Annotated in this window: 22 protein-coding genes; 7 read left to right on the top strand and 15 right to left on the bottom strand. The window is 32.0% G+C overall.

What is annotated here, in order from left to right:
* Positions 1-15: 15 nt before the first annotated feature.
* From BUC29_RS17285 to BUC29_RS17275, 3 genes are all read right to left on the bottom strand, one after another.
* Positions 16-1,671, bottom strand: a complete 1,656-nt coding sequence (locus tag BUC29_RS17285) for a M56 family metallopeptidase (protein WP_073417425.1) — start codon at positions 1,669-1,671, stop codon at positions 16-18.
* Between the two features lie 15 nt (positions 1,672-1,686).
* Positions 1,687-2,055, bottom strand: coding sequence for a BlaI/MecI/CopY family transcriptional regulator (locus BUC29_RS17280; RefSeq protein WP_073417424.1), 369 nt, complete (start codon positions 2,053-2,055; stop codon positions 1,687-1,689).
* A gap of 167 nt (positions 2,056-2,222) precedes the next feature.
* A complete protein-coding gene (locus tag BUC29_RS17275) occupies positions 2,223-3,440 on the bottom strand; it encodes an MDR family MFS transporter (protein WP_073417423.1) in 1,218 nt (405 codons plus the stop codon).
* 97 nt (positions 3,441-3,537) lie between these two features.
* Here BUC29_RS17275 and BUC29_RS17270 point away from each other — a divergent pair, with 97 nt between their 5' ends.
* The 7 genes from BUC29_RS17270 to BUC29_RS17240 all read left to right on the top strand — a co-directional run bounded on the left by BUC29_RS17270 (position 3,538) and on the right by BUC29_RS17240 (position 8,465).
* On the top strand, positions 3,538-4,137 hold the full coding sequence (locus tag BUC29_RS17270) for a DUF1684 domain-containing protein (protein ID WP_073417422.1): 600 nt from the start codon (positions 3,538-3,540) through the stop codon (positions 4,135-4,137).
* Complete coding sequence (locus BUC29_RS17265) at positions 4,137-4,790, top strand: TatD family hydrolase (RefSeq protein WP_073417421.1); 654 nt, start codon at positions 4,137-4,139, stop codon at positions 4,788-4,790. The genes BUC29_RS17270 and BUC29_RS17265 overlap by 1 nt, the downstream gene beginning before the upstream one ends.
* Before the next feature lie 149 nt (positions 4,791-4,939).
* Positions 4,940-5,656 (top strand): tRNA threonylcarbamoyladenosine dehydratase, encoded by a 717-nt coding sequence (locus tag BUC29_RS17260; protein ID WP_073417420.1) that lies wholly within the window; start codon positions 4,940-4,942, stop codon positions 5,654-5,656.
* A gap of 158 nt (positions 5,657-5,814) precedes the next feature.
* Positions 5,815-6,477: an HAD family hydrolase gene (locus tag BUC29_RS17255; RefSeq protein WP_073417419.1), complete on the top strand. Its 663-nt coding sequence runs from the start codon at positions 5,815-5,817 to the stop codon at positions 6,475-6,477.
* Positions 6,478-6,549: 72 nt separating this feature from the next.
* The gene (locus tag BUC29_RS17250) at positions 6,550-7,392 is read left to right on the top strand and encodes a DUF2911 domain-containing protein (protein WP_073417418.1); all 843 of its coding nucleotides are present in this window, start codon (positions 6,550-6,552) and stop codon (positions 7,390-7,392) included.
* A gap of 132 nt (positions 7,393-7,524) precedes the next feature.
* Positions 7,525-8,052 (top strand): TetR/AcrR family transcriptional regulator, encoded by a 528-nt coding sequence (locus BUC29_RS17245; protein ID WP_073417417.1) that lies wholly within the window; start codon positions 7,525-7,527, stop codon positions 8,050-8,052.
* Positions 8,052-8,465, top strand: coding sequence for a nuclear transport factor 2 family protein (locus BUC29_RS17240; RefSeq protein WP_073417416.1), 414 nt, complete (start codon positions 8,052-8,054; stop codon positions 8,463-8,465). Before BUC29_RS17245 ends, BUC29_RS17240 begins: the two co-directional genes overlap by 1 nt.
* Before the next feature lies 1 nt (position 8,466).
* Here the strand turns inward: BUC29_RS17240 and BUC29_RS17235 are convergent, their stop codons facing one another.
* The 12 genes from BUC29_RS17235 to BUC29_RS17180 form a co-directional block, all read right to left on the bottom strand.
* Positions 8,467-9,096 carry an MCP four helix bundle domain-containing protein gene (locus BUC29_RS17235; protein WP_073417415.1) on the bottom strand — a complete coding sequence of 210 codons (630 nt, stop codon included), beginning with the start codon at positions 9,094-9,096 and terminating at the stop codon, positions 8,467-8,469.
* Positions 9,097-9,209: 113 nt separating this feature from the next.
* Complete coding sequence (locus BUC29_RS17230; RefSeq protein ID WP_073417414.1) at positions 9,210-10,940, bottom strand: sodium:solute symporter family protein; 1,731 nt, start codon at positions 10,938-10,940, stop codon at positions 9,210-9,212.
* Positions 10,941-11,060: 120 nt separating this feature from the next.
* Positions 11,061-13,592 carry a PIG-L family deacetylase gene (locus BUC29_RS17225; protein ID WP_073417413.1) on the bottom strand — a complete coding sequence of 844 codons (2,532 nt, stop codon included), beginning with the start codon at positions 13,590-13,592 and terminating at the stop codon, positions 11,061-11,063.
* Positions 13,593-13,774: 182 nt separating this feature from the next.
* Entirely contained in the window at positions 13,775-15,397 is a 1,623-nt protein-coding gene (locus BUC29_RS17220; RefSeq protein ID WP_073417412.1) for an LVIVD repeat-containing protein, read from the bottom strand.
* Between the two features lie 217 nt (positions 15,398-15,614).
* Complete coding sequence (locus BUC29_RS17215; protein ID WP_073417411.1) at positions 15,615-16,121, bottom strand: hypothetical protein; 507 nt, start codon at positions 16,119-16,121, stop codon at positions 15,615-15,617.
* Between the two features lie 188 nt (positions 16,122-16,309).
* On the bottom strand, positions 16,310-18,139 hold the full coding sequence (locus BUC29_RS17210) for a BamA/TamA family outer membrane protein (protein ID WP_073417410.1): 1,830 nt from the start codon (positions 18,137-18,139) through the stop codon (positions 16,310-16,312).
* A gap of 86 nt (positions 18,140-18,225) precedes the next feature.
* Positions 18,226-19,326 carry an AI-2E family transporter gene (locus BUC29_RS17205; protein WP_073417409.1) on the bottom strand — a complete coding sequence of 367 codons (1,101 nt, stop codon included), beginning with the start codon at positions 19,324-19,326 and terminating at the stop codon, positions 18,226-18,228.
* 111 nt (positions 19,327-19,437) lie between these two features.
* On the bottom strand, positions 19,438-19,968 hold the full coding sequence (locus tag BUC29_RS17200) for a mechanosensitive ion channel domain-containing protein (RefSeq protein ID WP_073417408.1): 531 nt from the start codon (positions 19,966-19,968) through the stop codon (positions 19,438-19,440).
* A gap of 10 nt (positions 19,969-19,978) precedes the next feature.
* Positions 19,979-20,563, bottom strand: a complete 585-nt coding sequence (locus tag BUC29_RS17195; protein WP_073417407.1) for a Maf-like protein — start codon at positions 20,561-20,563, stop codon at positions 19,979-19,981.
* Positions 20,556-21,491 (bottom strand): geranylgeranylglycerol-phosphate geranylgeranyltransferase, encoded by a 936-nt coding sequence (locus BUC29_RS17190; RefSeq protein WP_073417406.1) that lies wholly within the window; start codon positions 21,489-21,491, stop codon positions 20,556-20,558. The genes BUC29_RS17195 and BUC29_RS17190 overlap by 8 nt, the downstream gene beginning before the upstream one ends.
* A gap of 136 nt (positions 21,492-21,627) precedes the next feature.
* Complete coding sequence (locus tag BUC29_RS17185; protein WP_073417405.1) at positions 21,628-22,155, bottom strand: KdsC family phosphatase; 528 nt, start codon at positions 22,153-22,155, stop codon at positions 21,628-21,630.
* Entirely contained in the window at positions 22,139-22,900 is a 762-nt protein-coding gene (locus BUC29_RS17180; RefSeq protein WP_073417404.1) for a Rossmann-like and DUF2520 domain-containing protein, read from the bottom strand. The genes BUC29_RS17185 and BUC29_RS17180 overlap by 17 nt, the downstream gene beginning before the upstream one ends.
* Positions 22,901-22,990 lie beyond the last annotated feature (90 nt).

Here is a 22,990-nt window from a genome sequence, read left to right as displayed (position 1 = left end):
TCAGATTTTTAAACTTTAATGTTTTGTTTCGATTTCAATTACGCCATCTGCGCCTTTGTCTCCATATTTAGCCACTGCATTAGTGCCTTTATAAATATTTACAGATTTAATATGTTTTGCATCAATATTATTATAATCAAAATTATCAGGCATTTCCTGTCCGTCAATAATGATAAGCTGATGTCCTTGTTGAACATTTGCTTTTGTAGAATTTGAAATTGCAATAGTCGAGCCCTTAGTAGTCGTAATTGTTTTAGTATTAGTATTATTGTCTTTGTTGATTGTTACAACAGTACTAATATTTGTGTCAGTATTACTATTATTTTTTGTACTAGTATCAGAATCAGTGTTAACATTGATGTCGGTTTTTGTGGTTAGTTTTTTGGTAATTATAGTTTTTGAATCCGAAGCTTTTTCAGAATTATCGGCTTGGTTTGTATTCACAGAAGTGATTTTTTTGCTTACAGCAATTTTAGCATCATTTTGATCATCTGTTTGAATACCGATTTTTTTATTGCCTTTTTCATCTGTAATAACAACTACGCCAAAATCTTTGATGGCTTTATCTCCGCCAACCTGAATAGATTGTGTCTGCTGTTTACCATTTTTAATATTTACTTTAATAGAAGTTAAATTGTTATCTGAATTTCTTTTTACATCAGAAACTTCAAAATCTACATTGTGGTATTTTTTTAAATTTTCTTTAATTTTTTCTAATTCGGCATCTGTTGAGCTTTTCTTGACTTTGTAAACATCTACAGATTTAATTTTTTCTGGAATTTCTTTTAAAGTCTGTTGTTTTTCTTTTGCCACAACTTTAATTTGAAATAGCAGAACAAAAGCAGCAAGCGCAGGAATTACAACATAATACTTCCAGGAATTTCTCCTTTTTGATTGATTTTTGTTTAACATGACTATTCGTTTTTTGATTAATGATTGATAAAAATGATTGGTGATTGCAACACAGCTTTCATGTGTTGTTATTTTTAAAAGCGTGTATTGATACGCTTTTTTGTCTGAAAGTTTTTTAGCAGCTTCTTTGTCTGCAATAAATTCTAAATTCTGAACAATTGCTTTTTTATAAAACCATATTACAGGATTGAACCAAAAGATCATACAAAAAGCTCTGGATATCAATACGTCGATAGTATGATTTTGATCGCTGTGCACTTTTTCATGCTCAATAATATTTTCCAGTTCTGACGGCGTATACATTGATGAGTTGTAAACGATATATTCAAAATAGGAAAAAGGAGCAATTTTTTCTTCGGTGTCAATAAATTTAAAATCTGCCTGCTGATGCACTTTTTTGCCTTTTAAAACAGAATTTAAACTGTAATAATCTATAGCAAATTTTATAAGAAGAATTAAAAATCCGATACAGTACACTGCAAGCAGTAAATAAAACCAGTTAATTTCAAAAGTTTTGCTTTCAGTCTTTTGAATGAAATTTACATTTGCTAAATTAAAATTTGAAATAGGAGCAGGGTTTACCCAGATAACTTTTGTATACACAATAAATGGTAATAGTACAGATGTAATTAAACCAGTAAGCAAAAACCATCTATTACTATTAAAGAAAGTTTCTTTTCGAAGTAAAAAATAATAGGCACAATAAAACAAGGCAATTAAGCCGGCCGATTTTGCGATGTAAACCAATATTGCTTCCATAACTATTATTTTTTCTTATTTCTCTTTATTTGGATTTTCGATCATGGCCAGAATTTCGCGTAATTCATCTGCAGAAATTTTTTCTTCTTTGGCAAAAAACGAAACCATATTTTTATAAGAGCTGTTGAAATAGTTATCAATAGCCGTTTTCATATATTTTTTACTATACGCTTCAAGGGTTACAATTGGATAATACTGATGTGTATTTCCAAAGGCATTATGCGCCACAAAACCTTTTTCCTCCAGATTTCGAACAATTGTCGAAAGCGTATTATAATGCGGCTGGTCTTCAGTAATTTCTGCCTGAATTTCTTTTACGAATGCTTTTTTAAGCTTCCATAAAATGTGCATTATCTCTTCTTCTTTATTGGTTAACTTTTGCATGTCTTTTAATTTTAATTCAAACCTACAACTATTTTTTTAGTTACACAACTATAAATATAGTTATTTAACTAAATTTTTCGTTTTTGGCTTAATAAAAAGCATAGAAAAGTTATTCAAAATCAAAGTTAATGATTTGAATTATAGTAAATTATGTGAAAAAGTTAAATTTATTTCTTTTTCTCCAGAAGTAAGGCATTTCGAATCCAAATACAGCAAAGAGTAGCTATGATTCCAATAGAAGCCATAAAAAGCCAGTTCCTTTGATAACCAAAATGGTCAGCAATTCCAAAACCAAGTTTAGTACTAAATATATGAGCCAGACTAAAACTCATGGTGTACAAAGCCATATAACGGCCTTCCTGACCACGAGGTGCACGGCTCAGAGCAAAAGCATTTGAAAATGGAAAAGTTAAGATTTCACCAATTGAAATACAAATCATGCTGATTACCAGTATTCCGGCCCAAACATTAATTAATAGCAAAAAGAAACTTAGTGCCATTACAAATGATCCGACAATTATAATTTTAATTTTAGGAATTCCTTTTCTTTCCATAAAACCTACGGTTGGCATTTCTAAAGCAAAAATTAAAAGCCCGTTTAAAGTCATTAAAAGTCCGGTTTGAAATTCGTTTAAACCATATTGTTTATGATGATATAAAGGTAAAGTGGTAAAAAGCTGAAAGAATATCATTGCCGTTATAAAACTCACAAATAAGAAAACCCAGAATATTTTATCGTGAAATACTGATTTTACATTTGTTACACTTTCTGATTTGTCACCATGATCAACTTTTTTCTTTTCTTTAACCAATAGAGCAAAAATTGATATTGAAAGAATACACGAAGCACCATCAACCCAAAACAAACCAGAATATCCCATTCCCATAATAATCAAACCTCCTAGAGCCGGCCCGGCTGCAAAACCTAAATTTACTGCTAGACGAACAAGTGTTAAAGCACGCGTTCTGTTTTCGGGTTTTGCATATGCTCCCAGCGAGACAAACATCGCAGGGCGAAACATATCAGCAATAGTCATTAATATAAACATCGCAATGCAAAGACCCCAAAAAGAGGTAATATATTGAACAAAGAAAAGTGATACTCCGCTGGTAAACAAACTAAAAATCATGATTTTGTAAAAGCCAATTTTATCAGAAAGTTTTCCTCCAAGCCAGGAACCCAGCATAGAACCCAAACCAAATGAAACCATAATCCAGCTTACCTGATCTAACGAAAACTGTAAATCTTCATTTAAATATTTTGATAAAAAAGGCAGAACCATTGTACCCGCACGATTTATGAAAGTAATTAAAGTAAGTATCCAAATTTCTTTTGTAAATCCTCTAAAATTATTGACGTAATGGTTTGCTGCAGTTTTGAGCATTATTGATGATTTTTTTGTCACAAAGCTAGAAAACTTTGCCACATTTAACGGTTGGTGCTTTGTTAATTTTAAACTATTTTTGCATAAAATTTCAAAGATGAGAAACCGTATAATCCTAATTTTGTTATTAGCATTTCATTTTGGTTTTTGCCAAAGTAAATTTAGTCTGAGCGAAGCTGAAAAATTTCAAAAGCAAATTAATTCAGAATATGCTGATGCTAAGACAAGTCCGTTGATGGAGGAAGATTTAAAGAATTTTAAAAGTTTAGATTTTTATCCAATCGATGCAAAATATTTTGTGAATGCAAGATTTGAAAAAGCAAAGAATGAAAAAGTTTTCGAAATGAAAACTACGGGAACAAGGACTCCAAAATATATTAAATACGGAACTCTGTTTTTTACTTTAAATGGTGTCGATATGCAGTTGAATGTTTACAGAAACATTGAACTTTCTAAACAAAAAGAATATAAAGACCATTTATTCCTTCCGTTTTCTGATTTAACCTGTGGAAAAGAAAGCTATATCGGCGGAAGATACATCGACTTAAAAATCCCAAAAGGAAATACAATTGCTGTTGATTTTAATCAGGCCTATAATCCGTATTGTGCTTATAATCATAAGTATTCATGTCCGCTTGTTCCATTGGAAAATGATCTAAAAGTAGAAATTAAAGCCGGAGTGAAAACATTTCATTAATGGAATTCTTTAATTTTCATACACATCAATTTACAAATCGTTCTAATGTATTAGAATTGGTCAATCAATATCCGCTGGAATTTGATGCGACAATTCCGTTTTATTCCATCGGAATTCATCCCTGGCATATTAAGGAAAGTGGAATTGATTTAGAATTGAAAATTATTGAAGAAAAACTCCAGACTAAAAATTGTCTGGCGATTGGCGAATGTGGTTTAGATAAACGAATCGAAATTCCGCTAGAACTTCAGATTACAGTTTTTGAAAAACAATTGGCTTTAGCTGAAAAATATAAAAAACCAGTTGTAATTCATTGTGTTGCGGCTTTTCAGGAAGTTACAGCAATTAAAAAGAAACTGAAAATTTCTGTTCCGATGATTATTCACGGTTTTTCAAAAAACAAGCAACTTGCTGAACAGTTAATTAAAGACGGATTTTATATTTCATTTGGAAAATATCTTTTAAGAAATCCGGATTTGAAAACTGTTTTTCAGGATATTCCAAATGATCGTTTCTTTTTGGAAACCGATACAATTGAAGAAAACATCGAGCAGGTTTACAGTTTAGCATCAGAATATAAAAATCTCAATTTGAAAGATTTACAGGATATTATCTCAAGTAATTTTAAACAAGTTTTTGGTGAAAATAATTAGTGAAAAGTGAAATGAGTTTGTCACCCTGAGCGAAATCGAAGGGCGTATCAATTGGACACTAGGCTTCGACTTCGTTCAGCCTGACAAACGGTGAAACCTAAAACTTGAAACCTGAAACCTGAAACAAATAAAAAAACAAAAAATATAATATGGCAGAGTGGACAGAAAGAGCCGAGCTTTTATTTACAAAAGAAGGATTGGAAAACTTGCGAAATGCAAATGTTTTAGTAGTTGGCTTAGGCGGCGTTGGATCTTTTGCAGCTGAATTTTTAGCAAGGGCAGGAGTAGGAAATATGACTATTGTTGATGGTGATGTTGTCGATATTACAAACATTAACAGACAATTACCGGCTTTACATTCTACAGTTGGAGAACCAAAAATTAAAATTGTCGGCGATCGTTTAATGGATATCAATCCAGAATTGAAATTAACTCGTGTTCAGGAATTTTTATCTCCGGAACGCGCTTTTGAAATCGTTACCTCAGATTTTGATTACGTTATGGATTGTATCGACAGTATTACTCCAAAACTAAATTTAATTATTGCCGCAAAACGCAAAAGAGTAAAAATCATTAGCAGCATGGGAGCAGGAGGAAAGATGCTGGCTTCTAAAGTAAAAGTGGCAGATATTTCTAAAACCATCAACTGTTATTTTTCAAAAACTATTCGTAAACGTTTGAAAGCTGTAAATATCAATAAATTAAAAGTTGTTTTTTCATCTGAAATTCAAAATGAAAAAAGCTTAAAACTAACGGATGGAAAAAACTTCAAAAAATCTTTTTACGGAACAAACAGCTACATGCCGGGATTATTCGGGCTTCACGCGGCAGAAACCGTGATTCGTTATTTACTTAAAAAAGAGTAGAAGATTTTGTTTCAAGTTTAAAGTTTCAGGTTTCACGTTCTAACCGGAGTACACTTTGTCGAAGTTTCCCAATCTAGTAACTTGAAACATGAAACAAAGAAAAACCTGAAACAAAGCTTAGAATCTTAGCATCTCAGAACCTTAGTACCTAAAAAAAAATGATTAAAACAGTAATTTTTGATATGGACGGCGTTATTGTCGATACAGAACCCGTTCATCGTTATGCATATTACAAACAATTTTCAGAATTAAACATTGAAGTTCCTGAGGAAATGTACACCTCATTTACGGGATTTTCTACCCGAAATACATTTCAGAGTTTAAAAGGATTTTTTCCTGCAATTGAGCATGAGGTTGAAGATTTGATCCAAAGAAAAAGAAATCTTTTTAATGATGCTTTTGATACCAAAGAAGATTTGTATTTATTAGATGGTGTCGAGGATTTAATTAAAGATTTATATGCAAATGGAATTCAGTTAATTTTGGCTTCATCGGCATCAAAAGTTACTATCGAACGTGTTTTTACAAGATTTAATCTTCACCAGTATTTTTCACATATCGTAAGCGGAGAAGATTTTCCACAGTCAAAACCAAATCCTGCAATTTTTATTCATGCTGCTTCGTTATCGATCGCCCCAAAAGAGGAATGTATTATTATTGAAGACAGTACAAATGGTGTAAAAGCGGCAAAAGCTGCCGGAATTTTTTGTGTAGGCTATGTAAGCGAACATTCGAACATGCAAAATCTCGAACAAGCCGATATTGTTATCAATCATTTTAATGAGTTAAATGCACAAAAAATATCACAGCTCAAGTCTTGAATTATATAAAATTTAACATTTGTTAGGAAATTGAATTTGTAAATTTGAGGAAAAACAAACAAACACTTAATAATGAAAAAACTACTTATTGCATTAGCCATAATTTTGGCACCTTTTGCTTCAGAAGCACAAGTTAAAACGCCACAAGCAAGCCCAAAAGGATATATTAAACAAACAGTTGGTTTAACTGATGTCGAAGTTACTTATTCAAGACCAAGTGCTAAGGGCAGAGCGGTTTTTGGAAATTTAGTTCCGTTTGGTAAACTTTGGAGAACTGGAGCCAATGAAAACACAGTTATTAATTTTAGTGACGATGTAATTATTGATGGCAAAACGCTTAAAAAAGGGAAGTATGCAATCTATACCATTCCAAAAATAGAAAGCTGGGAAGTTATTTTTTATCTGTCTACTGATAACTGGGGATTACCTGAAAACTGGAACGATGCATATGTTGTTCTGAGAACTACAGTTAAAGAAAATGCATTGCCAACTCCTGTAGAAACTTTTACAATTGGAATTAATAGTTTAGATCAAAATTTTGGTTATTTAGAAATGGCTTGGGAAAACTCTCATGTTGCTTTAAAATTTGAAGTTCCAACGGCTAAAACTGCAATTGCAAGTATTGAAAAAACTTTGGCAGGACCAACGTGGAATGATTATTATGCAGCTTCTCAATATTTATTTTCGGCAAATGGAAATTTAGATACTGCTAAAATCTATGTTGATAAAGCTTTAGATATGAGCTCAGATAAACCTTATTATGTTTCAAGATTAAAATCATTAATTCAGGCAAAACAAGGAGATAAAAAGGGAGCGATTGAAACAGCAAAAGCATCTCTTGCCGCTGCCGAGGCCGCAAACAATCAGGATTATGTAAAAATGAATAAAGATAGTATCGCTGAGTGGAGCAGATAACATTTCAATTTTAGTATAAAAAAATATATTCCAAAGCTTTATGAGTTTTGGAATTTTTTTTTAAATAAATATAGACAGACTTGTCTGTATTTGATAAAAAATATTTATATTTGCAGAGTAAATTAATTGAAGATGCAGCCAAAAGAAAGAATTTTAGAAAAGACTTTTAGTTTATTCCATAAACAAGGTTATAATTCTACAGGAATTAATCAAATTATTGAAGAATCGAAAGTGGCAAAAGCAAGCTTTTATCAGCACTTTAAATCCAAAGAAGATTTGTGTGTCGCTTTTTTAAATCAGCGTCATGATTTTTGGTTCAGCGAATTATTAAAATTCACATCAAAAACAGAAAGTTCAAATTCTAAAGTTTTAGCATCATTTGACTTTTTAATTTATATGAATCAAAAAGAAAATTTTAGAGGCTGCAGCTTTTTAAATATACTTTCGGAAATTCCGTCTGATAATATCAAAATCCTTAACGTTATTCAAAGTCATAAAAATGATTTGCGTAATTATTTCAAAGAAATTTTAAAAGATGAATTGCTTTCAGATCATTTGTATTTATTATTTGAAAGCTGCATTGTTGAAAGTCAAATGTTTAAATCAAACGAGTTAATAGAACAATCAAAAAAAATAATTCAAACCCTAATTTTAAAGTAATGGAACAGAAATTACCATTGCCGCCTTTCACATTAGAAACGGCAAAAGAAAAAATTCAGCTGGCAGAAGATGCCTGGAATAGTCAGAATCCGGAAAGAGTTTCAAAAGCTTATACAATTGACAGCGAATGGCGAAACAGAGATAAATTTGTAAACGGACGTGAGGAAATTGTTCAGTTTTTAACTGAAAAATGGAAGAAAGAGAAAAACTATAAACTTAAAAAAGAATATTGGGCTCATACTGAAAACAGAATTGCTGTGAGATTTGAGTATGAATATCAAGATATTAATGGCAACTGGTTTAGAGCTTACGGAAATGAAAACTGGGAATTTGACGAAAACGGTTTAATGCAGAAAAGATTTGCTAGTATAAATGATCTTCAAATAAAAGAAGAAGACAGAAAATTTAAATAAACTAATTCATACTGGGCGGTTCAGGAATTTTTACTTTTCGTTTAATTTTCTTTACAATCAAAAGATAAAAAGTAATTCCGCCCAAAATTATTAGTAAACCAATCTGAAGCTGACCTAAACTATTGTTTTTATTGTACATCGCATTTGCGCTTGACAACTTGGCTTTTCCTTCTTTAATTTGAATTTCTGATAAGGATTCTAAAGTTTTTAAAGCAAATTCGCTCGATTTTGCAATTTTATACCAGTTTTTATTTTCGACTTGTTTGTTGATTTCTTTACAAGAAGCCAAAAAGATATCAAAATGTTGTTTTTCGTTATTTGTGAGAACAGTTTTGGCGTACAAATCGTCAATATTGTGAATGATATTTAAAGTATGAACGATTTCGTCTTTTTTAATATTATCGCTTAAATTGAGCTTTTCGGCTTCACTTTTTATAAAATGAAGTTGTTTTGAATATTGAAAAATATAATGCGCTACAACTAATCGGTCTTTATAGATTGCATTAATATTTTCATTTACTTTTTTCGAGTTTTGAAGCGTATTGAAATTTCCAAGCAAAATGATTAGCATTACAATCAACAGAATAAAAGCGGCTTTGGTTTTATTGCTGTATTTTTTGTGTTCTTTCATAATGCTGTATGATGAAGTGATTAACTCAAAGATAGAGATTTGTTTAGATTTTCTATTGTTTTTTAGTTTGAAAAACTACTGACAGAATAACGTTTAAAATCCACTTACTTTATCTATTCCTCTAAAATTAAATCGTTGTTCTCTTTTTTATCTCCTTTAAAAAATAAAAACTGAAAAATCAATGACAAAGCAATAGTCAAAATAGCCCCAATAAAATTAAGCCATAAATAACCTAATTTTTCTTGTTTGTAAACCATAAAATAATAAATAATTATAATTACAAACTGACTTATAATGGCACTAATAAACATTGGCTTTGCCTGAACTCTTTTAAGATAAAATCCAACTAAAAAGATTCCAAGAACTGTTCCATAAAAAATAGAACCAATTATATTTACAAGCTGAATTAAATTTTCAAACAAAGTTCCTACGCAGGCAAAAAGTATGGCTACAACTCCCCAAAACAGAGTAAAAAACTTTGTTGCGTTTAGATAATGTTTCTCTGATTTTTCGGTTTTGAGATTTCTTTTGTAAATATCAATCGCTGTTGTTGAAGCCAGCGCGTTTAAGCCCGAAGCGGTAGATGACATCGCAGCCGAAAGAATAACGGCAAGTAATAAACCAATTAAACCTTTTGGTAAATAATGCAGGATAAAATGGAAAAATACGTAATCTTTATCGTTGGTTTCGCTATTGCTGTCGGCTTTTTCGATAATTTCTTTGGCTCGATCGCGTAGATCTTTTTCTTTATTGGATAAATTGACTAATTCTTTTCGCAGAATAGGATTGTCGTAATCCTGATTAAGCTGATCGATATACAATAAATTGATTACTTTTTTATCTTCAGAAAGTTTTTCAAGCTTTTTTTCTAAAGTTCGGTATTCTTCTTTATAAGCCGATTTTTCGATTACAATTTTATTATTCGGATTAAAATTTAAAGGAACCGGATTGAACTGGAAAAAAACAAAAACCATAACTCCTGTCAATAGAATAAAAAACTGCATTGGAACTTTTAAAAGACCATTCATGATTAATCCCATCTGACTTTCGGTAACTGATTTTCCGGATAAATATCTTCCAACCTGAGATTGATCTGTACCGAAATAGGCGAGGGCTAAGAAAAATCCACCTGTAATTCCGCTCCAAATGGTATACTTTTCTTCAGGATCAAAAGAAAAATCAACAATATTCATCTTATCATTGGCACCTGCAATATGCAATGCGCTTGTAAAAGTCATATCGTTTGGCAGGTAATGTAAAATGAGAAAAAATGTGATAAACATTCCGGACATAATAACAAACATCTGCTGTTTCTGCGTCACGTTTACAGCTTTTGTTCCTCCGGAAAAAGTATAAATGATAACCAAAACTCCTATTATAATATTCATTATGGTTAAGTTCCAGCCCAAAAGCGCCGATAAAATAATCGCCGGGGCATAAATTGTAAGTCCGGTACCTAATCCTCTTTGAATTAAAAATAAAATGGCAGCAAGTGAACGGGTCTGAACGTCGAATCTTTTTTCAAGAAATTCGTAAGCGGTGAAAACTTTATATTTATGATAAAGCGGAATAAATGTCAAACAAATAACAACCATTGCAATGGGCAGTCCAAAATAGAACTGCACAAAACCCATTCCGTCATGATAAGCTTGTCCCGGTGTAGATAAAAAGGTAATGGCGCTGGCCTGAGTTGCCATTACAGAAAGGCCTACAGTATACCAAGGTGTTTCGTTGTTTCCTAAAATAAAATCTTCAACGTTTTTACTTCCTCTGGTTTTCCAGGAACCGTAACCAACAATGAATAAAAGAGTTACAATAAGTACAATCCAGTCAAATAGCTGCATAGGTTATGAATAAAATTGCATGATTAAGAAAAAAATCACAATATAAATTAGGTTAGCAACCAAAACATAGGTGTAACTTTTTTTCCATTTTTTTGTTTTTTTTGCTTCCATATTCTGAAGTTATTGTTTGATATCTTGTTTTGGAGCTTCGACAGGCTGTTTTAACGAGATAATATTCGATAGCAATCTGTAAGCACCTGTAACGCCTTCAGGCAGTTCTCTAAAAAAGCTTAAACCGGTATATATGTAATATCCTTTTCCATATGGAGCGACTAATAAAGCTCCTTTTTTAGCTGATTCTCCTTTGTCATGAGACGATATAATAGGAGTAAAGGCTGCATCGTATTCGTCCGGATAATATAAACCTTGTTCTTGTGTCCAGCCTTCAAAATCTTTTGCAGTGATTTTGTTTGGCGTATTTAAAACAGGATGATTTGGTGCTAAAAATGTGATTTTTGCATTTTCTTCAGTAACTCGATCGTTTGACAATTTTAACGGATAAGGAGCAATTTTATCGGTTACTAATTTTCCGTTTGTGTTATACTGCACGATCATGTTTTTACCACTTTTTACAAAATTGAATAAGATATTTTGTTTATTGGCTAAAGCATTTACGGTATTGTAAGCTCTAATTCCTGTAATAACAGTTGAAAATGAATCTAGTTTTTCTGGTGTAATTTCTTCTGGTTTTAAAATCGTAACCTTGTATCCCATCTGGGTTAAACTTTCCGGAACTTCATCTCCTGCGCCCATAATATATGCAATCGCATCTCCTGAAGTTTTTAAATCAATTCTGATACATTTTGATTCAGCTGGTTTTAAAACCATTTGTTTTGTTATGTGATTAAAATCGATAATAGTCTGATCTCTGTCAAAACGCTTGTTATCAGCAATTGCAATGCTTTTTGCGACAACTTCTTCAGGATTTACAGGCGGTGTAACTTCAAAATAGAAAATTTGTTCGTTTCCTTTTTTATCTAAAGTAAACGGAATTTGTTTTGGAGAAACATTCCAGCTTTTTGGTAAATCTAGTTGTAAATTTCCATTTACATTATCTTTTCCGGCGCGAACTTTTACCGGAACCATTTTACTTTTGGTATCTCTAAAAACCAAAACTTTTTCTAAAATTGACGTAGTAACTTCGGGAACAATATCAAGGAAATTATACATTTCGCCTTTTACCCCGTCATTATATTTGTAAACAACTGTACGTTCAAACGGAATTTCAACATCTTTGATTTTTATATTGAATATAACTTTTACTTCTCTAATAATATCCGGAATTCCAATGTTTTGCTGATTAGAAACTGTGTACATTCCAACTGTTGCTTTTTCTTTTAGCCAATATGGCTGTGTGTATTCAATATTGTTAGGAAGCTGTAACTGCAAATTGATTTTCTGATCGTTGTTATCTTTTAAAATACTGTTTTGAGCTGTCGTTTTATTGTCTGGCAGCGTTGTAACGCTTGTTAATTGCATTTCAACAGAACATCTGTTAATTGCTTCTAAGCTTAAATTAATTCGGCTTCCAGGCGTTGCTTCCTGCTCACTTGAAACAGCTTCAAGATATAGACCTGAACACGATGCAATGATATTTTTTATTGCATTAGATTTTAGATTTTTCCAATGTGTATCGTCTAAAGCCTGAATCATAGTGTAAGCTTTTACTAAATCAGGAATACTTGCTGATGGATTGCTGAAATTGTATTTATCAATAATTCTCGAGATCAAATCTCCAATTGGTTTTCCGTTTTTAACGCGGTTCCAGGTTGTGTCGATTCCGTCAAATAAATTGTCGCGGTCTTTTGGGGTTTCACCATTAATAAGTTCTAAATATTCTGTTTCTAAACCACGAACACCAGTACTTCCAAATCCTTGCGATTGATGGCGGCTTCTGCTTAAAGCAGCAATTTCCTGATTTGATTTTCCAATTCCGGTATAGTAAACTCCTGTTTCTAATTTTGTAAATTTTGATTTATTTGCTGCATCGAATTTCTCCTGACTTCCATAAAACCACCACGATGGATTAAAAAACTGGCGTTTTACCTGCCACGGTGAAACGTATTTTAATTGTTCAGGATATACTTTTGGATCATTTGTCAATTTGAAACTTTCTACACTAAGCATTGCAGATGAAGTATGATGACCATGAGTTGTTCCAGGCGAGCGGTGATCGAATCTGTTTATAATAATATCCGGTTGAAAATTTCTAATTGTCCAGACAACATCGGCAAGTACTTTGTCTTTATCCCAAATTTGCAAGGTTTCGTCCGGGTTTTTAGAAAAACCAAAATCATTTGCTCTCGAAAAAAACTGTTCTCCGCCGTCAATTTTTCGTGCTTCTATTAATTCCTGCGTTCTTATTACACCAAGTAATTCACGCAATTGTGGTCCAATTAAATTTTGACCTCCATCACCGCGAGTTAAAGATAAATAACCAGTTCTGGCATTCATTTCATTAGCCAAATACGAAATCATTCGTGTATTTTCGTCATCTGGATGTGCTGCAACATATAATACAGAACCTAAAAAGTTTAATTTTTTGATTTGATTGTAAATTTCTACAGCATTTGGTTTTTGCGGCTGTTGTGCAAATGAAATTTGAAAACTTATAAAAAATAAAAGAAGTATTTGAACTTGTATTTTTCGCATGGTGTAGTTAGATGGTTTTTGAAATTGTCCCAAAAATACTAATTATTTTATGGAAGATTATTTAAATGAAATGTTAATGCACAATAATTATACCTCAATTTTAGGAATAAAATAAAAAAGCTGCCAGAATAAATCTGACAGCCTTTATAGTTTAAGTGAAAAAGCGTTAAGCGCTCTCGACTTTATTTCAGTTTATTTTCGGTGTCTCTATAAGTTCCGGTGATGGTTACGTTGCTTCCTTTAATTACTTTTCCATAAATAGTTATAGAAGAATCATTGCCTATAAAATTAATTTTGGCACCGCTGTTTAATCTTAAATCTCCCCAAATTACTACAGAACCTTCAATTTGTAATAATGCTTTATCGTTAATAATAAGTTCTGTTGGGCTTGACTGCTGGTATTTTCCATGAGATAAACTTCCTCTCATATTAAAAGTACCATTGCTGTTTAAAGTCAAATTATTTAATACAGAGATAGCGCCACAATGGGTTAATACAGCGCCAGAATTTACAATTGCAGAATTTATAGAAGTAGCTCCCTGATATGATTTGGTTTCATTAGAGTTCAGGATTAAATCCCTACCCTGATTGTATAAACCATACGATGAACAGCTTGCAAATGTTGTACTTGGTTTTTCCATCTTAATGATTTTTAAACCGCCTGTTCCGCTGGCAACATAAATATAGTTACCGCTTGATTTAACATAGTTTGATGAACCTGCAATTCCTACTGATCCTAATAAACTAAGCTGTGTTCCGGATTGGTAAACATTAAGGCCTAAAGCACCATTTGCAAGAAATGCATAACCATCGTTTACAGAAACGGCATTGGTAACATTATCCTCGCCAGAAGCAGAAATTGCTATAGTTTGTAATTTAGAACCGCTGTTAATGTCGTAAACGCCAAGACCATTTGCACCTTCAGAAACTAAAAGTTTTGTTCCGTCAATATCCATTGTTCTTTTTGCACCGCTAACATCTGTAGAAGTTGTAAAGCTTTTTTGCAAAGTGAGTGTCGATTGATTGTAAATGTTTACACCTTTCGTTCCGCTTAGAGTAACAACCTTATCTGTTGTTAAAGCAATCGAACGTAAATCAGCCATTGCAGTTTTTCCGGTAACTGCTTTTGTAGAATTACTTATTTTAAATAAGCTTCCGTTATCTCCGGTTACAGCAAAATAATTTGTAGGATTAGAAGCCACATCTGTTGTAACTCTGCTTTCTAAGTAATTTGTTGTGAGTTGATTAGTAAGTAGTCCTGAGTTTAATGTCATATTAAATACAATTGCCGGATTGCTACCAAGCAAAGGATCTTTATCTACATCTTTTGCGGCACCAATAATAAGGTTTCCATTAGAGTAGGTAAGTGAAGTAATATCTGTATTGGGAATTAATGCAGAAGTAACCAGTTTTGGTTTATAAGGATCTGAAACATCTATAACATCTATTGCTCCAGAGTATACATCGCCTCTAGTGATATAAGAAACATAAGCATAGTTTCCGTTTACGGCTACATGGCTTGCCTGTAATGTTTTACCATTAGCATCTACCGGCGGTTTTATTTCGGCTATTTGAACTAAAGGAAAAGATGTAACAGTATTATCGGCACTTTTACCGGTTAAAGAACCATTTTCGATCGAAATTACCCCAGCATTGGTGTAATCAAGTCTTTTATTTAAAGTGTTTTGATCTGCGGTAATGGTAATAGTTTCTAACAATTGGTTGTTTTTGTCATCATTATTATCGTCGCAAGAAATTAATAATGAAAGAGCTAAAAATGAAAATAAATAGAGATTCTTTTTCATAATTGTTTTTCTGGATTTTAAAATTCGCTGCAAATGTATGTTATAAATCTAATAAAACAAGTTTATTTTGTTAATAAATAGCTTTAAATCATTGTGTTAGGGTATTTATATACATAATGCACTGTTTTAACTAAAGTTATAAAAAAAAATAGTTTTAAAAAAAAGAGAGTACCGAATTACCGATACTCTCTTGTCATTAAAATCAATATTTTTAATATTATCTTCTTCCAGGTCCGCCATGGTGATGATGGTCATCATCATGTCTGTCGTGTCCATGGTGTTTGTCATGTTTATCATGCTTGTAATGTTTATCATAACGTCTGTCATCATATCCATATACTTCTCTTGGTCTATATGGTCTTTGTGGTGCACCGTGATACCCTTTATAGTATTTTACTCTGTGACGGTCAAAATACACATAAGGAGTTCTTCCGTGGTAATCTGTTAAAACTACTTTATAACCTCCGTATAAATCATAGTTTCTGTATTGTCTTGGTAAATAAGTTGTTCTAACCCATCTTCCTCCTCCAAAATAGATGAACTGTGATGCACGTACATCGTAATAAGCTTCAATATCTGGAAGATAGTAATATTCCATTTCAGAATATCCGGCAGGTCCCCAAGCTGGTGGCGTCCCTATATTAACGTTAATTGATACCTGAGCTTGTGTGGCATTTGCAATCAAAAGGAATAATCCGGCGATTGCTATTTTAATTGTTTTCATCTTTTCTAGACTTTTAATGTTAATGTTACTTAGGGATTTTCATATACCGTGCCAAAAATATAAAAACAATTGTATTTCATCGGATAAATTATGCGTTTCACCGATTTTTTTGAGCTATTTTGTTGTAAAATATTGATTTATAGGCTTTTTTAAATAAATAAAAAAATATTTTTTTTACCTATTTTATATCATCGATAATCTACAATTCTTGGTTTTGCCAGCTCAAAACTCTGCAAACCATAATCTGTTGTTTCGAAGGTATTGGTTTTGAAAACATTATCTCCCTGAAGCGGAATACTTGGATAATAGGATAACGAAAGCTGGAAATTACTAAAAACTAAGTAGTCATTACTAATTAATAAACCTAATGTTATTTTTGAATATGATTTGCTGTCAAACATTGCATTTTTTGGGCTTCCTAAAAACGCAATTGTATAATTAAAAAACGGATTTAAACGAAATCCCCAAAGTGCATACGGCGAGTAGGTCTGCGTTTGCAAAGACAGAAGCGTTTTACTGGTTCCGTATAAAGCACTGTTAAACCCCGCTAAACCATTTTGTTCGTTTATATTCAGTTCATCTCCAATAATTTCTTCCCTGTTAGCACCAACTACAACTCTAGGATTCACGAATTGTCTTAATTTCCAGGTACCAAGATTAAAAAGTTTGGTGAAATAATTAGCTTCAAATAAATAAGCCGTTTGATAAGTTTTAGATTGATGAAAATATGTTCCGGCTTCAAAATTCATACTTAGAAAGCCTAAACGGTAATAATTTCCAAAAGAAAACTGAGCTCCGGCATAAGGCCGCCACATAGTATTTTTGTATTGATAACCAAATGTGATTCCGTAAATTCTTCCTATCGGAACGTCTTCGGTCTGGCCATTTCTAAAAATATAATTATCCTTTATAAATTTACGTCTGTTTAATCCAACTCCCATTAAGAGCAGTTTCTCATCTGAATAAAAATTTGTCGGATCATACAATGAATCAGGAGATTGACTGTAATTTACATTCAAAAATCGGGCTGATGTAATTAAATTAGTTATGGCCTCATTATCATCTTCATAGACTTTTGTGGCTTTACCAACCCATAAATCTTGAAAATTATTTTTAAAAGACTGAAAAGCATAACTCAGATCTGGCGCCTGCAATGTATCTCTTCTATAGTTTTGCCCAACAAAAACTCCGCCCGCCCATTTGGTTAAAGGTGAATAGAAATCTCGTTCAATATTAATACTTTTAGTATAATTATTGTCTAAATCCATATTGTAATGAAGTGTAGTTCCTATATAAGTGTTTTTTATATTAGGAACAGTATAAGTAACTTCGTTACCATTTGCACCATCATTAAATCGATTGGTAAAACGATATTCGAGCTGCTGGCCTGTACCGAAAAAATCTTTTTCTTTAAATCCTACACCAATTCTGTTGCTGGAAATTGAAAATCTCGGAATTGTACTCCACGAATCCAAAACCCGAATTGTTACATCAACAGAATCTGAGGCGGGACTTGCTAATTCATTAGTAATCCTTACCGCAGTAACATATCGCTGCGCACGAATCAAACGTTCGGATTCCTGAACTTTATAAGGATCGTAGGGTGCATTTCTTCTAAATAAAAGAAGATTGTAAATTGCTATTTTTTTAGTTTTTAAATGCAGGCTGTTTCCTGTTCGTTCTCCCCAGTTTTTTGGACCAGCTGTTGTATCCGTTAGCGAATAACCAAAAGGATCTAAAGTTATAATATTTATTTTTCGAATAATTTTACCTTCGTATTGTTCTGAATCACTTGGTTCGATTACTTCTCTTTTTTTAGGCTTTTTGGTTCTAAAAAGAAGCTTGTGAAGTGTTTGGGTAAACTTATTTTTCTTTGAATAATTTTTAATTTTAGTGTAAATCTCTGTACTGTCTTTTTTAGGAGGATTGTCCTTTTTTGTTTTATCTGTTTGTGCACAAATGCTTTGTAAACAAAAGCATAAGGAAATAAAAACAACTATTTTTTTATTGAGTAACATTCAGATAAGTTTAAACTATTTAAAGGCTGATTATTCTATGAATTTAAGATAAATAACACGATTATTTTTAAAACCGGTAGACAATTTTACTCTTCGATTTTTCTTCTGCGGACTCTCCAGGTAAATTTTCTCGGAACATGATTTCCCATTAAATATCCCCAGGGTTCGAGTGATTCAATTCTGTCAAAAATAATTTTTAAAATTGCCAGAAGCGGTATGGCCAAAAACATTCCGGAAATTCCGGCTGCAGCACCGCCCACTATAATTCCCATAATCGAAACAAAAGCGTTTATTTCTACTTTTGAATTAATTATTAAAGGCACAAGAATGTTATTATCAATTAACTGAACGATTACATTTACAATCAAAATGCCTAATATTACTGAGGTCTCGCCAGAACCTGTGAGAGAAGCAAAAACAGTAATTATTCCAGCAATCAAAATCCCGATATAAGGTACCAAATTTAGAATTCCGGTTATTAAACCTAATAAAATAAAATATTTGATACCAATAATCCAAAGTCCTAAACTTGTTAATATTGAAACGACAATCATTTCAATAATCAGACTTACAATATAATTATTGATTGAAACTTTTATCTGCGACAGTATATCTTTTAATACCGAATGATTTTCTTTGTTTATTAATTTGGCCAAAAACAATTTGAAGTGTTCTTTGTATATTAAAAACAGAAACGTATAAATAATCATAATAGTACTGTCTAAAAGAACATCGCTTATAGATATAATCGCCGAACCTAATTTTGCCTGACCATTTTTAACTGAATCTTTCGTAACAGAATCAAGATATTTTTTTTGTTCGCCAATACTTATCTCAAAATTTTCTCTGATAAACTTATGAATTTCAATAATAAAGGAATTTGCGTTTTTCTTTATTGTACCAAAATCATTTGCCATGTAGGTAACCTGATAAGATATAAAAACTAAAATACCAACAATAAAGGATATGAAAATTATCATGCAGACTATTGCTGCAAGATGCCTTGGAAACTTAACTTTTGTATGCAGAAAAGTAAAAATCGGCAATAGTAAAACCGCAAATAAAAATGCTAGTAAAACTGGTGTAAGGATATCTTTGGTAATACAAAAAATATAAGCAAATGAAATTAAGCTTACTAAGATACAGGCAAGTTTTGCATAAAACGGTAACTTAATTGTTTGAATCATTTAAATGAAATTTTAGAAAAATGTATAATTTGGTTAAGCAAATATTATAATTTCTTTAAATTATAACGTTTTAGCTTTTTAATTATACTTTATAAAATTCCCATTCAAAAATTAATCAAAAAATTCTTTCTCTTCATAATGAGAAGGCATGATTGAAATTCCCTTTTGCAAAAGCAGATTATTAGGGAAAATTATTTTTTCGCCTTCTTTAGTTCGCAGGCTTACGTGAAAGGTATTAATATCTTCGATTTCAGCTTCGATAGGAAAATCTTTATCGTGAATTTTTATGGTATCCCCAATTCTAAAAGGAAATGAAAAGAATAAGATCATTCCCGAAGTTATATTGCTCAGAATTGACCATTGTGCAAACATGGCAACGCCAATAACGGTTGCAATTGAAGAAACGGTTATGAATATATCTTTGGTATCTACACCCCAGATCACGATTAAACTTATGGCAACCAAAATATTCATTAAAATATTAATGTATTTGATAACCAAATTTGTACGATGTTCTAATAAATGACTTGTAGCAGCAAAGCGACGGATTAATTTAGCGACAACCATTCTTAAAGTAATTAAAACTAAAAGAAGAATAATGGTAGCAAATATTTCCTGAGTATATTCTTTAAAAGAAAACATAAATAAATTTTTACACTAAAGTACTCAAATAATCATAAACTTTAGCCGTAGGAAGTCCCATAACATTGGTATACGAACCTTCAACTTTTGTAACCGCCATAAAACCAAACCATTCCTGAATTCCGTATGCACCGGCTTTGTCATAAGGTTTGTAATTTTCGATATAATACAAAATACTTTCATCTGATAAATCTTTAAAAGTAACTTTTGTAATATCATGTAAGAGAGTAGAAGTTGTATTGGTTTGAAAGCAAACAGATGTAATTACTTCATGGGTTGCGTTTGACATCGATTTTATCATTTCAAAAGCATCCTGGGCATTTTTTGGTTTTCCTAAAGCTTTATTTTGATGCCAGACAATGGTGTCGCTTGTAACTAAAATTTCATTTTCTTTTAATTCGTTTTTAAAAGCATCTGCCTTTAACTGTGCCAGAAAATCAGTGATTTCTACTGCCTTTAATTCAGGAGGGTAGATTTCTTCAACGTCTTTTAAACGAATTTCAAAGTCAAGATCTAAATCTTTAAAAAACTGCTGTCTTCGCGGAGAACCCGAAGCCAATATGATTTTATATTTTTTAAGTTTTTCTTTAAGCATGAGTTAAAAGGTATTGATGGTTTAAGCTAATGACTAAAATGGATAAGATTCCAAAGAATAAAATCAATTTTAAAATCGTACTTAAATGATGGAAATCTTTTTTTGTTTTAGCGCTAAAAATTTTTACAATAAAATATAACAAAGGCGCTAAAACAAAAACGAATGTATAAAACGTTACTACTAGAAGATTATTTTCAAAGAAATATTTATTGATGTAAAGCAAACATAAAATAAACGGAATTATAGCAAACCCCAATGCAATTTTTGCTGCACGATTTTTACCAATAGCAATTGGTAAAGTGTTCATTCCTTGATTATAATCGCCATCCATGTCTTCAATGTCTTTAACTATTTCGCGAACAAAATTGATCATAAAAGCAAAAAGTGCATAATCTGTTAAAATAGAAAAGAAGCTCGCCATTTGGGCTTTATTTTCGATTGTCGTAGCCGGAAAAAGATCAAAAACTCCAATTATTAAAACACTTACTGAAAGCAAGGCAGCCACAACAAAATTCCCTAAAATCATAATCGATTTTAAAGTTGTTGCATAAAAATAAAGAAGCGAAGCAATTAAAATAAAAAGCGAAGCAAATGTTGGTCTTAAAATAATATTTGCCAAAACAAATCCAAGCGCAACTCCGGTAATATTTAGACCGATATAAATATTAAATGCTGCAGTTTCTGAAATTCCTTTACCTACAACCACATCTTGCGGTTTGTTGATCGTATCGGTAGCAACGTCGTAAATATTATTGATAACATATCCTGCTGCTGCTAATAATACCGTGCTTAAAACCAAAAGTCCATATTGCCAGTCGGCCAATGCCAATGGTATATCCTGTTGTTTTAAAAAAGCATAACGAAATAAAACCTGCATAAAAGCAAGCATTAATAGATTTTTATATCGAATTAGTTTTAGGTATTTCATTTTTTTAAGTTGCTAAGGTTCTTAAGGTGCTAAGATTCTGAGTTTTTAGGGGCAAAGGTGCAGAGTTACAAAGGCTTTATAATTGACAATTAACCATTAACAATTAACCATTAACAATTAACCATTAACAATTGCTTTAATCGTGTTGTCCGTTAAAATGTTCCATCCATTTTCCCTGTACTTTCATAACTTGTTCGATTACGTCTCTTGCTGCGCCTCTTCCGCCTTTTACGTGCGAAATGTAGCGGCAGATATTTTTAATTTCTGGACTTGCATCCTGCGGACATGCCGGTAAACCTACTAATTTCATTACATGATAATCCGGAATATCGTCTCCCATATACAAAACCTGTTCTGGTTTAATGTTATAGGTTTCTGTATATTCTTTGAATGTTTTTACTTTATCAGGCGTTCCCAAATGAATATCTTTAATTCCTAAATTCTTAAGCCTTACACGAACACCTTCATTGCTTCCGCCAGAAATAATGCAGACATGATAACCGCTTTCTACAGCTGCTTTCATCGCATAACCATCACGAATATTCATCGTACGAAGAATTTCTCCTTCTGTGGTTACAAAAACCGAACTGTCTGTAAGTACGCCATCAACATCAAAAATAAATGTTGTAATGTCGTTCATCATTTCTTTATAACTTTTTGCCATTATGCTGTATAGATTGTGTTAGTATTTTATAAATGTTTTTTTGATTTTCGTTTGTAATATATTCCAGATGCGCATCTATTGTAACCGAATCGTGGCGTTTTGCTGGACCAGTCTGGGCATCAATTGGATCTAATGTTTTGATTTTTTCGGCAGTTTCCTGAATTAAAGGTTTTAAAACTTCAAAAGGAACCTGATGTTCTTCACATATTTCCTGACCAATCTGATATAAATGATTCGTAAAATTATTCACAAAAACTGCTGCAACATGCAATGCTTTTCTTTGATCAGAACTTATGGCAAAAACAGCATTCGAAATACTTTTAGCTGCAGTTTCCAAAATTGTGTAATCATTTTGATTTTCAGCTTCTAAGCAAATTGGAATTATTGAAAAATCAATTTCCTTAGCTTTAGAAAATGTCTGTAACGGATAAAAAACGCCTTTTTTGTTTTTTGAATCTAAAATGTCGATAGAAGTCGTTCCTGAAGTATGAACAACTAATTGATTTTCAAAAGGTAATTGACTCGAAACTTCGGCAATTGCATTATCAGAAACTGAAATAATGTATAAATCGGCTTTTTTTAAAGCTGAAAATTCGGTTACAATTTTCTCTGAATCCAGAAGATGACTCAAAGCTTCTTTTTTTCTCGAAAATACCTGAACCATTTCTACAAATGAACTTGCAGAAAATGCTTTTATTAAATGCTGTGCGACATTTCCGGAACCAATTATTGTGAGTCGAATCATACCCGCAAAATTAACATTATTTTTTCTAAAGAAAATATCGTGGAGGAAAGTTTGCCCACAGATTATACTGATTAAACTAATTTATAAGGA

Origin of the sequence: Flavobacterium defluvii, assembly GCF_900129555.1 — a bacterium.
Taxonomy (GTDB): domain Bacteria; phylum Bacteroidota; class Bacteroidia; order Flavobacteriales; family Flavobacteriaceae; genus Flavobacterium; species Flavobacterium defluvii.
The sequence above is the reverse complement of the archived record's forward strand: the minus strand, read 5'-3'. Positions and strand labels throughout refer to the sequence as shown.